The sequence below is a fragment of the Roseomonas sp. SRI_022 genome (assembly GCF_057586215.1).
Genome location: NZ_JBYCZL010000028.1, coordinates 57,595 through 71,008, shown reverse-complemented (window position 1 = coordinate 71,008; position 13,414 = coordinate 57,595). Strand labels below are relative to the sequence as shown.

11 protein-coding genes are annotated in these 13,414 nt (G+C 70.8%); 7 read left to right on the top strand and 4 right to left on the bottom strand.

What is annotated here, in order from left to right; translation table 11 throughout:
- A partial coding sequence (locus AC2YHJ_RS22725; protein ID WP_487398465.1) for a GcrA family cell cycle regulator occupies positions 1–160 on the bottom strand: 160 nt, incomplete at its 3' end.
- A gap of 210 nt (positions 161–370) precedes the next feature.
- On the opposite strand from AC2YHJ_RS22725, the gene AC2YHJ_RS22720 reads away from it, so the two are divergent.
- The 4 genes from AC2YHJ_RS22720 (at position 371) to AC2YHJ_RS22705 (ending at position 4,395) form a co-directional block, all read left to right on the top strand.
- Positions 371–889 carry a winged helix-turn-helix transcriptional regulator gene (locus AC2YHJ_RS22720; RefSeq protein ID WP_487398462.1) on the top strand — a complete coding sequence of 173 codons (519 nt, stop codon included), beginning with the start codon at positions 371–373 and terminating at the stop codon, positions 887–889.
- The gene (locus tag AC2YHJ_RS22715) at positions 882–2,225 is read left to right on the top strand and encodes an MATE family efflux transporter (RefSeq protein ID WP_487398461.1); all 1,344 of its coding nucleotides are present in this window, start codon (positions 882–884) and stop codon (positions 2,223–2,225) included. The genes AC2YHJ_RS22720 and AC2YHJ_RS22715 overlap by 8 nt, the downstream gene beginning before the upstream one ends.
- 278 nt (positions 2,226–2,503) lie before the next feature.
- Positions 2,504–3,103, top strand: coding sequence for a hypothetical protein (locus AC2YHJ_RS22710; RefSeq protein ID WP_487398460.1), 600 nt, complete (start codon positions 2,504–2,506; stop codon positions 3,101–3,103).
- Positions 3,104–3,120: 17 nt separating this feature from the next.
- Positions 3,121–4,395 carry a hypothetical protein gene (locus AC2YHJ_RS22705; RefSeq protein ID WP_487398459.1) on the top strand — a complete coding sequence of 425 codons (1,275 nt, stop codon included), beginning with the start codon at positions 3,121–3,123 and terminating at the stop codon, positions 4,393–4,395.
- Positions 4,396–4,837: 442 nt separating this feature from the next.
- Here AC2YHJ_RS22705 and AC2YHJ_RS22700 read toward each other — a convergent pair whose 3' ends face one another.
- Positions 4,838–6,010, bottom strand: coding sequence for an acetyl-CoA C-acetyltransferase (locus AC2YHJ_RS22700; RefSeq protein ID WP_487398458.1), 1,173 nt, complete (start codon positions 6,008–6,010; stop codon positions 4,838–4,840).
- 252 nt (positions 6,011–6,262) lie between these two features.
- Positions 6,263–7,426, bottom strand: coding sequence for an alpha/beta fold hydrolase (locus tag AC2YHJ_RS22695; RefSeq protein WP_487398457.1), 1,164 nt, complete (start codon positions 7,424–7,426; stop codon positions 6,263–6,265).
- A 409-nt stretch (positions 7,427–7,835) separates the two neighbouring features.
- Here AC2YHJ_RS22695 and phaR point away from each other — a divergent pair, with 409 nt between their 5' ends.
- The 3 genes from phaR (at position 7,836) to AC2YHJ_RS22680 (ending at position 10,727) form a co-directional block, all read left to right on the top strand.
- On the top strand, positions 7,836–8,426 hold the full coding sequence (gene phaR / locus AC2YHJ_RS22690; RefSeq protein WP_487398456.1) for a polyhydroxyalkanoate synthesis repressor PhaR: 591 nt from the start codon (positions 7,836–7,838) through the stop codon (positions 8,424–8,426).
- An 89-nt stretch (positions 8,427–8,515) separates the two neighbouring features.
- Positions 8,516–8,959 carry a helix-turn-helix domain-containing protein gene (locus AC2YHJ_RS22685; RefSeq protein WP_487398455.1) on the top strand — a complete coding sequence of 148 codons (444 nt, stop codon included), beginning with the start codon at positions 8,516–8,518 and terminating at the stop codon, positions 8,957–8,959.
- A gap of 193 nt (positions 8,960–9,152) precedes the next feature.
- Positions 9,153–10,727 (top strand): ABC transporter substrate-binding protein, encoded by a 1,575-nt coding sequence (locus AC2YHJ_RS22680; protein ID WP_487398454.1) that lies wholly within the window; start codon positions 9,153–9,155, stop codon positions 10,725–10,727.
- Positions 10,728–10,827: 100 nt separating this feature from the next.
- Here AC2YHJ_RS22680 and AC2YHJ_RS22675 read toward each other — a convergent pair whose 3' ends face one another.
- Positions 10,828–13,329, bottom strand: a complete 2,502-nt coding sequence (locus tag AC2YHJ_RS22675) for a DUF6600 domain-containing protein (RefSeq protein WP_487398453.1) — start codon at positions 13,327–13,329, stop codon at positions 10,828–10,830.
- Between the last annotated feature and the right edge of the window lie 85 nt (positions 13,330–13,414).

Below are 13,414 nucleotides of genomic sequence, written 5' to 3'. Positions count from 1 at the left end.
CGCGGCGGATCGGGCTCGGCCGCGCCGGCAGGTTCAGCCGGTGTGCCTTGCCCACCACGGCATTCTTCGAAATGCCCATTCGACGGCCAATCTCGGCCGTCGAATGCCCCTCGGCCCAGAGCGCCTTCAGGCGCTCGATCGCTTCCGCGGTCCAGTCCATCGCGATCGTCCCCCTACTTCCCCCTGACACAAGATACGGTAGGCCATGACCATTGGGGGACACAAGTTCTGCGATGCCATGCAGCTGAAATTTCCTGTGGACAAGCCAGGGGACAAGTCAGGCCAAACACAGCATCGATACTTGCAAATTAAAAGTTGCAAATTGCAAGTTTCTGCCCTCCCATGCCGCCCGCCACCACCGGACGCCCCCATGCGACCCACCGATTTCGGCGCCATGCGCTGCCCCGTCGCTCGCGCCATGGCCGTGCTCGGTGAACGCTGGACCATGTTGATCCTGCGGGAAGCCTTCTGCGGCACCACCCGCTTCGACGGCTTCGCCACCAACCTCGGCATCGCCCCCAACATCCTTTCGACGCGCCTCGCGCATCTGGTGGAACAAGGGCTGTTCGAACGCGTCCGCGACGGCAGCCGCCACGCCTACCAGCTGACCGATCGCGGGCGGGACGCCTTCACGCTCTACCTCGCCATCCGCGACTGGGGCGCCCGCCACTTCTCCGGTCCCGAGGGCCCGCCCACCATGATGATCGACCGCGCCACCGGCGCCCCCGTCCTCGCCCAGCCGCCGCGCCGCGCCGATGGCAGCGCGATCGCCCCCGGGGATGTCCGCATCCTGCCCGGCCCCGGCGCCAATGCGGCGATCCACCGCCGCTTCGGCACGCTGGCGGACCAGGCGGGCGCCGACCAGATGGCGGCCGACGCCCATGAATGACGCCGCCGGCTTCGCCCCCGTCATGCCCACCACCCGGGACCGCCTGCGCCGCATCCTCGCTTTGGCGGCGCCGACCACGCTGCTGGCCGCCACGCAGGTCGCAGCACTGCTGATCGAACCCTGGCTCGCCGCGCGGCAGGGCACGCTTGCTTTGGCAGGCTGGGCGCTGGTGCTGCCCTTCGCCCTGCTGCTCGGCCAGATGACGGCGGGTGCGATGGGCGGCGGCGTCGTCTCGGCCATCGCCCGCGCGCTGGGCGCCGGCAAGCGGGACGAAGCGGCGGCACTCGCCACCCATGCCCTGGTCATCGCGTGCGCCGGCGCGGCGTTGTTCGCCGTTCCGCTTGCCATTTTCCCGCGCAGCCTGCTCGGCCTGATCGGCGGGGCGGAGACCGCCGAGGCAGCCGCCGCCTATTCCGCCTGGCTGTTCGGCGCCGGCGCGCTGCCGACCTGGCTGACCAATACCCTCGCCTCGATCCTGCGCGGCGGCGGCCGCCATGCACTCGCCGCGCGCGGGGTGATCGGCGCCTGGATCGTCTATCCGCCGCTCGCCTGGCTGCTGATCGAACCGGCCGGCATGGGGCTCGCCGGCGCGGGGCTTGCCTTCGCACTCGCCATGACGGGGGCGGCGCTGATCATGGCTGCGGCGGTGATGTCCGGCGGCGCGGGCTTCACGCCGTCGCTGCGCACGCCGCTGCGCAAGGCGCTGTTCCACCGCATCCTCGCGGTCGGCCTGATCGCCTGCATCATGGCGACGATCGCCAACCTCGCCACCATCCTGGTGACGGCACGCATCGCCGGGCACGGCGCGGCGGCCGTCGCCGGCTACGGCATCTCGGCGCGGATGGAGTTCCTGATGATCCCGCTCGCCTTCGGCGTCGGCTCGGCGCTGACCGCGCTGGTCGGGCGCGCCGTCGGCGGCGGGGACTGGGCCGAGGCGCGGCGCATCGCCTGGACGGGTGGCGGCCTCGCGCTGGCCGTCACCAGCGCCATTGCCATCCCGGTCGCCATCTTCCCCGCCGCGACCGCCGCCGCCTTCACGACGGACCCCGCCGTGCGCGCCATCGCCACCGAGGCATTGTCCATCATCGCCTGGGCCATGCCCGGCTTCGGCATCGGCATGGCGTTCTACTTCGCGGCGATGGGCGCGGGGCGCATGGCGTTTCCGGTGGCGGCGGGGCTGTCGCGGATCGGGCTGGCGGTCGGCGGGGGATGGGTTCTGGCGGACCTGCTGGGGTTCGGGCTGGCCGGGCAGTTCACGGCCGTGGCGCTGGGGATCACGGCCTATGGGGCGCTGTGCGCGGCGGCGGTGCGTCCGGGAGTCTGGGGCCCACGGTGAGGCCGGGCGCGGTCCCGGGGATCGTTTGAGAATGCGCCGCATGGCGCGCGCATTCCGAATGCCGGCGCCGCCCCGCACCGGAGACGCAGCGACAGTATCCTGAACGAGCGGCCGGGCGGATGCCGTGGCCGATCCGGCCACTCGGCCCCGCGATGGAGCAGGCGCCGCAGCACCCCCTCCCCGCGCCGCGTCGCCAGCCACCCGCTCACTGCCCCTGAAACGGCTTGGACTTCGCCGCCCGGCGGCGGATAGTCGCGCGGGGCGCGATGGGGGGCTTGGTGACCGCGAAGCAGGGCCAGGGGATCGACGCCTTCCCGCCGGCACTGCGCGCGCTGCTTAAGGCCGAGCTCGCCGCAGGCAACACAATCGTCGAGACGGGCCAGGGATCGCCAGCGCCACCCGTCGGGGCCTGGGCGCGGCTCGCGCGCCGCGTGACGACACGGCCGCGCGCGGCAACGCCGGAACTCGGCTTCCGTGACCGGCAATCCTCGCTGTGGTCGGGCGAATGGACCGATCCGCGAGGCTTCTTCTTCGTGCTGGAACCGCCCGCACCGCCACCGCCCATGCCCGACATGGACGCCATCCGCCGCGCCGCGCAGCCGGCCCCGGCGCCCCCGCCGGCCACCCCGCAGCGCCTCACCATCACGGTCGATCATCGTGGCGAGATGCTGACCTGCCGGGAGGGCGGGCGCGTCGCCACCATCATCTGCACCTTTTCCGGCGCCCCGCGCCTGGTGCCGCGCACGCTGGAAGGCTGGTGGATCCCGGCCGAGCGCCGATCCGAACCCATGGCGCCGGAGGAGCGCGCCGCCCTGGTCGCGCGGATCGCCGAACAGTGCCGCGGCCTCGGCATGGCCGACCTGACCATCGAGGACTGACCGAGGACATTCGACCCATGAACTGGCTCGCTGCGATCTTCCTCGGCCTGCTGACGGGCCTGATCGGCGGCTTCTACGCCGGCTACGTCGCCGACCGCGCGGTGCCCTGGCTCCGCATTTCCTCCTTCGAGGGCAATTCCGGCTACTTCGTCGTCCTGATGGGAATCCTCGGGTTCCTCGGCGCCACGGTGGTGGGGATCACGACCTGCCGGCTGGTGGGCCATGCCGGGGAAGGCGGCGTCGCACGGGGCTTCGGGGCCTCCCTGCTGGTGGTGCTGGTGCTGATCACCGGGGCGGGGGCGCTCGCCTGGCTGAAGCGGGACGTGGCACCCCTGGTGGGTGGGCAACCGATCGACGTGGCGCTGGAGATCCGCATGCCGGTCGGAGCCGAGCGGCCCTCCTCCGTGCCCTGGGAGGAGGCGTACATCCACCTCGCCTCCGGTGTGGTCCCGAGCACCCGCGGCGGCAGCGTGAGGTCGGAGGAGCTGCGGCTCGAGGACGGGCAGTGGATCCTGCCCGGCCGCGTCCCGCTGACCATCTCGGAGGCGCCCCGCGTGCTGAGCATCGGGCGGCTGCTGCCGGAGACGCTCTATGCCGACCTGCCCGTGCCGGCGCGGCCCGCGGCGCTCGACGAGGCCTGGAGCCCCTGGATCGCGACCCGGGTCGAGCCGGGCACGACGTCACCCGTTCCCGGGGATTTGCCCCAGGTTCGCTATCGCGTGGAGCGGCGCGCCCCGCCGCCCCCGCCGCCGCCCCCGGAACCGAGCGAGGCCGACCGCCGGCGTGCCGCCTTCGCCGCCCTGCCGGCCGATGCGCCGACCGTGGAGGTCCTCGCCTTCGTCTCCGCGATATGGCGCGACGAGGTGTACGACCAGGCGCTCCGCATCGCCCGTGCCCGCCCGGATTTCGTGGCCGCCCTCGCCGCGCGCATCGCCGCGCCGGAGCATGAGGCGGCGCGCGACGCGATGTATGTGATCGGGGAAATGCGGCCCGCACCGACCGAACTCGGCGGCGCCGTGCGCGCCCGCGCGGCCGAGGTGGTGCGTATCGCCGAAAGCATCGATCCGGCGGCAGAGGACAGCCGCGACCGGCTCTATGCCGAGGCGCATGAGCTGGCCATCGGCATCGTCGCTGCCGCCTTCGGGCTGCGCGCGGCCGGCGTGGACTTGGGGCCTGAGTTGCGCGCCATGGCCGAGGCCTGCCGCCCGCGGGAGAAACAGCCGCCGCACGCCATCGCCGACGCGGCGGACCGCGTGGCGGCCTATCTCGCGGAGGGACTGCCGGCGAAATAGGCAGGGGTGGACGGTCACGCCGGCGTTCGTATCGTTGCCTGGGCGGCGCCTGCTGCGGGTCGGTTCGTCCCGCAGATCGTGCCCGGTCAGTTCGGGGCCTGCTTCAGCAGCGCCCCACCCAGAGCCGGAGCGCCTTGCGGAACCTCGATCCCGCCCTCACGCGGTCAGCTCGGGATCTGGGCGGGATAGCAGCGCGGCAATGGACCCCTTGGCCGTCGCCTGGCTGGACAGGCCCTCGTGTTCCCATTATGTTCGCATCATCAACTGGGCAATCCGCACCGTCAGGCACGCCCCGACCGCGATAAAGGCCTAAAGCGCCAAAAAACCTAAAAGTTTAAAGTAACTCAACCCGGAGTTGCCAAGCCGATCGCGGTCCAGGGGCCCGTTGGCCCCTGGTGGGGTGAGGTCCGGAGAGGGGCGACGCCCCTCTCCGGCGCGCATCTCACCGCTCAACGCACATCGCGACGCCCATCCCGCCGCCGATGCACAGCGTGGCGAGGCCCTTCTTCGCCCCGCGCTTCTGCATCTCGAACAGCAGGGTGGTCAGCACGCGCGCCCCGGACGCCCCGATCGGGTGGCCGAGTGCGATGGCGCCGCCGTTGACGTTGACCTTGGAGGTATCCCAGCCGAGGTCCTTGTTCACTGCCAGCGCCTGCGCGGCGAAGGCTTCGTTGGCCTCGATCAGGTCGAGGTCCTCGTGCTTCCAGCCGGCCTTGGCGAGTGCCTTGCGGGATGCCGGGATCGGCCCGGTGCCCATGATGGACGGATCGACGCCCGCGGTCGCCCAGGAGACGATGCGCGCCATCGGCGTGACGCCGCGCTTGGCGGCCTCGGCGGCCGACATCACGACCAGCGCTGCGGCGCCATCATTGATGCCGGAGGCATTGCCGGCGGTGACCGTGCCGTCCTTGCTGAAGGCAGCGCGCAGCTTGGCGAGCACTTCCATCGTGGTCTCGGGCTTGGGGTATTCGTCGTTGGAGACGACGACATCGCCCTTGCGGCCCTTGATGGTGATGGGGATGATCTCGTCGGCGAAGCGGCCGGCCTTCATCGCCTCGCCGGCCTTGCGCTGGCTGTTGAAGGCGAATTCGTCCTGCTCGGCGCGGGTGATCTGGAACTTCTGGGCCACGTTCTCGGCGGTGTTGCCCATGTGGTAGCCGTGGAAGGCGTCCATCAGCCCGTCGCGCAGCATGGTGTCCACCAGCGCCAGGTCGCCCATCTTCTGCCCGGCGCGCAGCTGCTGGGCGTGCGGGGCCTGGGTCATGCTCTCCTGCCCGCCGGCGATGACGATACGGGCGTCGCCAGTGGCGATCTGCTGGGCAGCGAGTGCGACGGCGCGCAGGCCCGAGCCACAAAGCTGGTTGATGCCGAAGGCGGTGTGCTCGACCGGGATGCCGGCGTTGACGGAGGCTTGGCGAGCGGGGTTCTGGCCTGACCCGGCGGCGAGGATCTGGCCGAGGATCACCTCGTCCACCTCCCCGCCTTCGATCTTCGCGCGTTCCATCGCGGCCTTGATGGCGGCCGTGCCGAGGGCATGGGCGGGGAGCGAGGCGAAGGCCCCGTTGAAGGAACCGACCGGGGTGCGGGCGGCGGAGGCGATGACGATCTCGGTCATGACTGGCTGCTCTCCGTTGGCAGGGTATTGACCCGGAACATGCGCCGAGGCGCCGGACGCTACAAGCACACCGCCGTGACTCCCAACCCGAGGTTGATCGGATCCTGACGCCGGATGACACTCGGCTCACGAAGCCGGGAGATATCCTGGAGAAGCTGACTGGCCTCGACCGACGAATTGCACGCGCTGATGCTGCACACGATGAACGAGGCGATCGACAAGCTGCTCGACCGGCCGGATGTCGCGGCGGCGCTACGCCAGGCTGCGCAGCCAGGCGCATAGCGGGCGCCAGAGCGCGGCCTCCGCTCCCGTGCCGGCGACCATGCCGATATGGCCGCCGGCGGCGATGTGCAGTTGCCCTTGCCGTATGCGCGCGGCGGCTGCCTTCGCGGATTCGGGCGGCACGATGCGGTCGCGCTCCGGGATGCCGGTGAAGGCCGGCCCGCTCCATGCGGCCGGGTCGATCACCTGGCCGGCGATGCGCCAGGCCAGCCGCCCGGGTTCGTTGCGGCCGTACCAGCCCGCCAGGCATTGCCGCGCCACCGGGGCGGGCAGCGGTATGCCGTCGTTCAGCCAATCCTCGAGGGCGACGAACAGCGCGGCGCGTTCGCTGTCCGGGCGCAGCCGCGCGAAGGCGCGGAATTTCTGCGCTATGCCGAAGGGGTCCAGCATCGCGAACAGCGACTGAATGGTATCGACGGTCAGCGCGCCGGTTGGCTCCATCAGTGTCTCGAGCCCCGGCAGCAGGGCGGCGGCGGTGCGCGCCCGGCGCGGCCCGTCGGGCCCGGCATGGAAGTCCCAGGGTGTGGCGAGCAGCGCCAGCGCCCGCACCCGGTCCGGCCGGCGCAGTGCGGCGGCGAGCGCGAGCAGCCCGCCCATGCAGTATCCGGCCAGCACCACCGGCCCGGGGGCCGCCATCAGCGCGCGTTCCAGCCGCCCGGCGACGTAGTCGGTCAGGGTGAAGTGCCGCTCCGCCTCGCCCGGCCAGCCCCAGTCGAGCAGCAGCGTGCGGAAGCCCTGCCCCGGCAGCCAGCGCATCAGCGATCGCTCGGGCGTCAGGTCCAGCACATAGGCGCGATTCACCAGGGAAGGGACGAACAGCACGGATGGCCCCTCCCCGCCGAAGTCGAGCATGCGGGACCCGCCCTCGGCCCAGATCGCCGGCGGGTCGGCCATCTCCCGCGTCCAGGGGTGCCGGCGATAGGCAGCGACGCCGGCGATCATCGCCCGGTCCGCCCGGGCAAGGCGCATCAGGACGGCGGTGCCGAAATCCTCAGGCCGGTGGCCGCTTGCCGCGAGGGCGTCGAGGATCCTTTCCCGTTCCGCCCGGCCCGCCTTCGAGATCGGCCAGCCGGCGTTCGAGTTCGGCCAGGCGTTGGACCATGGCATCGCGGGCAGGCTGGTCGCCGCCGCCATGGCCCGCATCCCCGCGAGGCCCAGGTGGAGCGGCAGGGGGCGGGGCCCACGGCGGCGGAGTGGCGCGGTCATCGGTCCAGGGCCGCGCACGAGGCGTCATGGCGGTGGCCGCGCGCATCCATGCCGCCCCGAGCGCAGCCCAGGCGGCCCATTGCTCGGCCAGTTCCGGATCGGCCGCCAGTCCGGCAATCTCGCTTTGCCACAGCGCGATCCAGTCCTCCGCGAGGCTGTCGAGATCCTCAGGGGCTTCCATAGGGTGTTCCTCGCGCCGCGGACCATAACCGCACCAGCGGCCGGAAGGAACGTGCGGAATTTGCTGCTTTCGCTATATCATTTGCCGCTTTCGCTGCACCGCAATCCGCGTGCTAGTGTATGCACGGAACAAAGCAAAGAGCGAGGCGGGATGTCGATGGCCGGCACTACAGCCGCAGGCGGCGCGCAAGGGAGTGACACGTCGGTTCCGCCGGTCGTGGTGAAGAAGTACGCCAACCGGCGGCTCTACAACACCGAGGCCTCGACCTACGTCACGCTCGACGACCTCGCCAAGATGGTGCGCAACGGGCGGGATTTCGTGGTCTATGACGCGAAGTCGGGCGACGACATCACGCGCTCGGTCCTGACCCAGATCATTGTCGAGGAAGAGAGCAAGGGCGGGCAGAACCTGCTGCCGACGGCCTTCCTGCGACAACTGATCGGGTATTACGGGGACAACCTCCAGGGGCTGGTGCCGCGCTACCTGGAATTCGCCATGGCGTCCTTCGGGCGGCAGCAGGACCAGATGCGCCGTACGATGGAACACACCATGGGTGGATTTATGCCCTTCCCCAACATCGACGAGTTGGGCAAACAGAACATGGCGATGATGGAACGAGCCATGAGCCTTTTCGTCCCCTTCGGCCGGCGTGAAGACGCCCCGGCCGAGGTGGACGCGCTGAAGGCCGAGGTGGAGTCCCTTCGCCGCGAACTTGCCATCCTGAAGGATGCGAGGGCGCGTTCCTGAAGTGTTTGGTCACGACTGCGTGTTGCGCGCATAGGTAGAGAAGTAACCTTGCTCGCACACGCATCCCGCGCTAGGATATCATTGTTGCCATGACGATGAATTCAGCCACCCCCTCCGCCGACATCGAAATCGGCGATGATGCCTCGGCGCAGCGCGCGAGCCTCGTCGACCATCATGTCGGTGCCCGCATCCGCGAGCGCCGCACGATGCTTGGGCTGTCGCAGCAGCAGCTCGCGAAGATGATCGGTGTCACCTACCAGCAGGCCCACAAGTATGAGCGTGGGCTGAACCGCATCTCCGCCGGCCGGCTGTTCGAGATCGCCCAGGTGCTCAACGTCCCGGTGTCCTTCTTCTTCGAAGGTCTGCAGCCGGGCGCCGAGGCGCAGCCCGTCTCGGCGCGTCAGCGGATGTTCCTGGAACTCGCGCGCAATTTCGCGCTGATCGACAACGACAAGCACCAGGAAGCGCTGAGCCAGATGGCGCGTGCGCTCGCCGCGCAGTCGCAGGCCCAGCAGCGCGACCGGGACGACTGATCGGCACCGATTTCGCCCGATTTCCGGGCAGATCGCAGATTCTTCGCCCATTGCGGCGCCTTTTGGCGCTCGGCTGCCCACAGCTTAGCCACGGGCATCTATGTTGCTCCGCAGCAACCCGATTGCAGCGGAGACTTCGATGCTTCCTACCCTCAGCCGCCGGCACCTCCTCGGCGGAGGAGCGGCCCTCGGCATGGCCGCGGTGCTTCCCTATGACATCGCCCAGGCGCAGACGCCGAGCGGCAATCTCCGCATCGGCATGACCGCCTCGGCCGTGCCGCTGTCCAACGGCATGCCGGACCAGGGTGCCGAAGGGCACCGCTTCATGGGCGTCACGCTCTACGACCAACTGGTCCAGTGGGACTTGTCGATGAGCGACCGGCCGGCGCCGCTGCGCCCAGGCCTCGCCACCGCCTGGCGGGTCGATCCGGCCAACCCGAAGCGCTGGATCTTCACCCTGCGTGAGGGCGTGAAGTTCCACGACGGCAAGTCCATGACGGCCGATGATGTCGTCTTCTCCTACAACCGCGCCTTCAAGAACGACGCGCCGGAATTCGACGCGCGCGGCTCGGCCCAGGTGCGCGGCCGCATGCCCACCATCGTCAACTGGTACGCCGAGGGCGAGAACACCTTCATCGTCGAGACGCGCACGGTGGACAGCCTGGTGCCCTACGGCGCCACCTGGGTCGGCATCACCCACCGCGCCGCCTGGGAAGCGGCCGGGCGCGACAACGACAAGTTCCTGCAGCAGCCGGTCGGCACCGGCCCCTTCAAGCTGGAAGCCTTCAGCATCCGTGAGCGCGCCATCCTGGTGCGCAACGCGGATTACTGGGAGGCGCGGCGCGTGCCCAAGGTCGCGCGCGTGACGCTGCTGCCGCTGCCCGAGGCCAATACCCGCGTCGCCGCGCTGCGGTCGAACCAAGTGGATTTCATCGAGGCGCCCCCGCCCGATGCCATCCCTTCCCTGCGCCAGGCCGGCTTCAATATCGTCACCAACCAGTACGGTCATAACTGGACATGGCATTTCAACCTGAAGGAGGGCTCGCCCTGGCGCGACGTGCGGGTCCGCCGCGGCGCCAACCTCGCCATCGACCGCACCGGCATGAAGGACATGCTGGCCGGCACGATGCTCGAGGGCGGTGGCCTAGTGCCCGTTGGCGGGCCCTGGAACCCGGTGCGCAGCCCTCGCCTGACCTACGACCAGGCCGGCGCGCGCCGGCTGCTGGCGGAGGCAGGTGTGACGCCGCGCACGCCGCTGCGCACCAAGGTCGCGATCTCCTCCTCGGGCTCGGGCCAGATGCAGGTGCTGGCGATGAACGAGGCGCTGCAGCAGCAGCTCAAGGAAGTGGGCATCGAGATCACCTTCGAGGTGTTCGACTGGAACTCGCTGCTCGGCACTTGGCGCGAGGGCGCAGGCGCGCCGTCGGTGCGCGGCTGCGATGCGATCAACGTGTCCTACACCGCACTCGATCCCTTCACGGCGCTGGTGCGGCTGCTGAAGTCGGATCTGACGCCACCGGCGGCGAACAACTGGGGCTACCTGAATGATCCGTCCTACGACGCGATCATCAATCAGGTGTACCAGACCTTCGAACCGGCGGCGCAGGACGCGCTGCTGAAGCAGCTGCACGACAAGGTGGTGGACGACGCGCTGTTCCTGTTCGTCGCGCATGACATGAACCCGCGCGCGATGCACCGGCGCGTACAGGGCTTCGTGCAGGCGCAGTCCTGGTTCCAGGACCTGACGCCGATCAGCCTCGGGTCCTGACGCGGCCTTGGCGGCGGGCAGGGTCCCGCCGTGACGTCCATCTTCATGCCGGCTGCCGGGCCTTCGTGCCCGGCAGCCGGTCTACCTTCGTAGTCGAGACTCAATCAGGCTGGTTGTTGCGACGCCGATCGGCCTGACGCTGCTGCTGTTCCGCGGCACGGCGCTGCTGCTGTTGTTCGGCAGCGCGGCGTTGTTGTTCCCCAGCCTGGCGCTGCTGCTGCTCCGCCGCACGGCGTTGCTGTTCTATGGCCTGGCGCTGTTGCTGCTCGGCCGCACGACGCTGCTGTTCCATGCCCTGGCGCTGTTGCTGCTCGGCCGCACGACGCTGCTGTTCCATGGCCTGGCGCTGTTGCTGCTCGGCGGCGCGGCGCTGCTGTTCCATGGCCTGGCGCTGTTGCTGCTCGGCGGCGCGGCGCTGTTGCTCCACGGCCTGACGCTGTTGCTGCTCGACCGCGCGACGCTGCTGTTCCACCGCCTGGCGTTGCTGCTGCTCGCCGGCGCGGCGCTGTTGTTCCGCGGCCTGGCGCTGTTGCTGTTCGACCGCGCGACGCTGCTGATCCGCGCCATCTCGCTGCTGCTGTTCGGCAGCACGACGCTGTTGCTCCAAGGCCTGACGTTGCTGCTGCTCGGCTCCACGACGCTGCTGCTCCGCACCATCGCGTTGCTGCTGCTCGACGGCACGGCGCTGCTGCTCCGCACCGTCCCGCTGCTGCTGTTCCACAGCCCGCCGCTGCTGTTCCGCGCCGTCCCGCTGCTGCTGCCGCTGCTCGGCCGCGGCGCGCCGCTGCTCCATCCCTTGTCGCTGTTGCTCATCAGCAGCGCGACGCTGCTGGTCTTCCATCGCACGGCGCTGGCGATCGACGATCTCGGCGGCAGGCGCCCCCGGTGCCCCTCGCGACACCCCTGCACCCGCGCGCGCCGGCTGGTCCTGCCCTCGCCCCTGTGTGCCGGCCGCGGCACGTCGCTGATGCTCCTCCATCAGCCGCCGCTGCTGCTCGATGGCCTGGCGCTGCGGCGCGTCCTCCACGCGGCGCGACGCATCCGCGGCATCGCGCGCCGGGGCGCGCGGACCACCATCCGGGCCGCGCCGCGTCTCCGGCCGCCCGCGCATCTCCTCCGGCAGACGCTGCTGCAAGGCCACATGGGTCTCGGCCGGCGGGCCGGTGCGCACCGGCCCGCGGCGCATCGCATCCGGCGCGATGCCCAGGCGCTCGGCGGCCGTCGGCGTCAGGCCGACCGTGCGCGGACCAGGCCGCGGCGGGCCTTCCTCCTGGGCGAAGGTGCGGCGCCAATCCTCCGTCCGCACACGGCGCATCTCCTGCCGAACAGGCCGTGAGCCCCGCAACGCATCGGCCGGCACGACCGTCGCGAAGCGGCGATTGCGGAACTGGTCCAGGCGCTCGCCGGGCCGGAAGTCGCGTCCGTCGCGGCCCTGTGCCCAGATGTTCGTCACCTCCCGCACATTGGTCACGTAACGGGCATTCACCCTTTCGACGTAGCGCGGCGAGGCCCGGTACCAGGGGTAGTAGGCCTCGCGCGGCGCCAGCGGCACCCAGCCGACCGGCGCTCCGCTCCATCGGTCATAGCCGCCGCCGAAGAAGCGGACATTGGCCGGTGTCCAGACCGGCCGCGGGGCCAGCGCATCGACCGCGACGGCGAGCAACGGCGCCCAGGCCCAGCGCGAATCCACCTGCACCCAGCGCCCGTAATGCGACGGCGCATAGCCCCAGGGCTGCGCATCGACCCAGCTCCAGCCCCAGGGTTCCACCCATTGCCAGTTCCCGTCGCGATACGGCGCCCAGCCGGGCGCGACACTCGGGTACCAGACCTGGCCGTAGTCCGGGGCCTGGGCCCATTGGCCATAACCGGCGAGCTCGGTGATCCCGGTCATGCCGACCGTGGCCGCCGGCAGGGCCTGGCGCGGCCGCGGCAGGGCGCCATCAGCCCAGGCCACGATCGGTGCGCCGGCGCCGGCCCGTTCGATCCGCGGCGGGGCGCCTTCGGTGAAGATGGCGGCCTGGCCCGAGGTCAGCCGCATCTCCCCGCCCGAGGTGGCAAGCAGCGCCTCGCCTTCCAGCACCGCGACGCGCGCCGGGCCGGATTCCGGCACCTCGAACAGGTAGCGGCCGGCGCTCAGCATGGTCACGCCCGCCTGCGGGGTGACGATCTGCGCCGCCTCCCCCGGCGCGATCCCGGACAGCGTCACATAGGCCGCGCCGCGCGGCAGCGTGGCCGACAGGCCCGTGTCGTTCAGCGCAGCGAGCTGCAGATCCGTGCCACCTTCGAGCGCGATGCGGCTCTGCCCGACTTCCACCAATGCGCGGCCGCCGGGACCGGCGTAGACGGCGTTGCCCTCGATCACCGGCAGGTTGCGGGTGGCCGGCTGCCACTGGTCCTCACCCGGCAGGCGATAGGACACCGGGCCGATGATGCGCGCGATGCGGCCGACCTGGGTCGGCGGATCGATCGGTTCGGCCGTGGAAATCGCGGCACCGGGCGCGGGCGGCAGGGGCTGCGCCGGCACCGGGGCCGGCGGCAGCAGCAGGAGCAGCGGAAGCGCGAGGATGGCAGCGCGCGTGCCAGGCTTCGAGAAGCTGCGCATGGCGTGGTTCTCCCGGGGCGCAGACGGCGCCATGGGGGATCAACGCGCAGGATCGCGGGAAGTTCGCGGCGATTCCAGGGCGATG

Bases quoted from the DNA above. Each gene is read 5' to 3' on its own strand.
- AC2YHJ_RS22720 (WP_487398462.1), top strand. From the start codon at position 371: ATGCGACCCACCGATTTCGGCGCCATGCGCTGCCCCGTCGCTCGCGCC.
- AC2YHJ_RS22715 (WP_487398461.1), top strand. From the start codon at position 882: ATGAATGACGCCGCCGGCTTCGCCCCCGTCATGCCCACCACCCGGGAC.
- AC2YHJ_RS22705 (WP_487398459.1), top strand. From the start codon at position 3,121: ATGAACTGGCTCGCTGCGATCTTCCTCGGCCTGCTGACGGGCCTGATC.
- AC2YHJ_RS22700 (WP_487398458.1), bottom strand. From the start codon at position 6,010: ATGACCGAGATCGTCATCGCCTCCGCCGCCCGCACCCCGGTCGGTTCC.
- AC2YHJ_RS22695 (WP_487398457.1), bottom strand. From the start codon at position 7,426: ATGGCGGCGGCGACCAGCCTGCCCGCGATGCCATGGTCCAACGCCTGG.
- phaR (WP_487398456.1), top strand. From the start codon at position 7,836: ATGGCCGGCACTACAGCCGCAGGCGGCGCGCAAGGGAGTGACACGTCG.
- AC2YHJ_RS22685 (WP_487398455.1), top strand. From the start codon at position 8,516: ATGACGATGAATTCAGCCACCCCCTCCGCCGACATCGAAATCGGCGAT.
- AC2YHJ_RS22680 (WP_487398454.1), top strand. From the start codon at position 9,153: ATGGCCGCGGTGCTTCCCTATGACATCGCCCAGGCGCAGACGCCGAGC.
- AC2YHJ_RS22675 (WP_487398453.1), bottom strand. From the start codon at position 13,329: ATGCGCAGCTTCTCGAAGCCTGGCACGCGCGCTGCCATCCTCGCGCTT.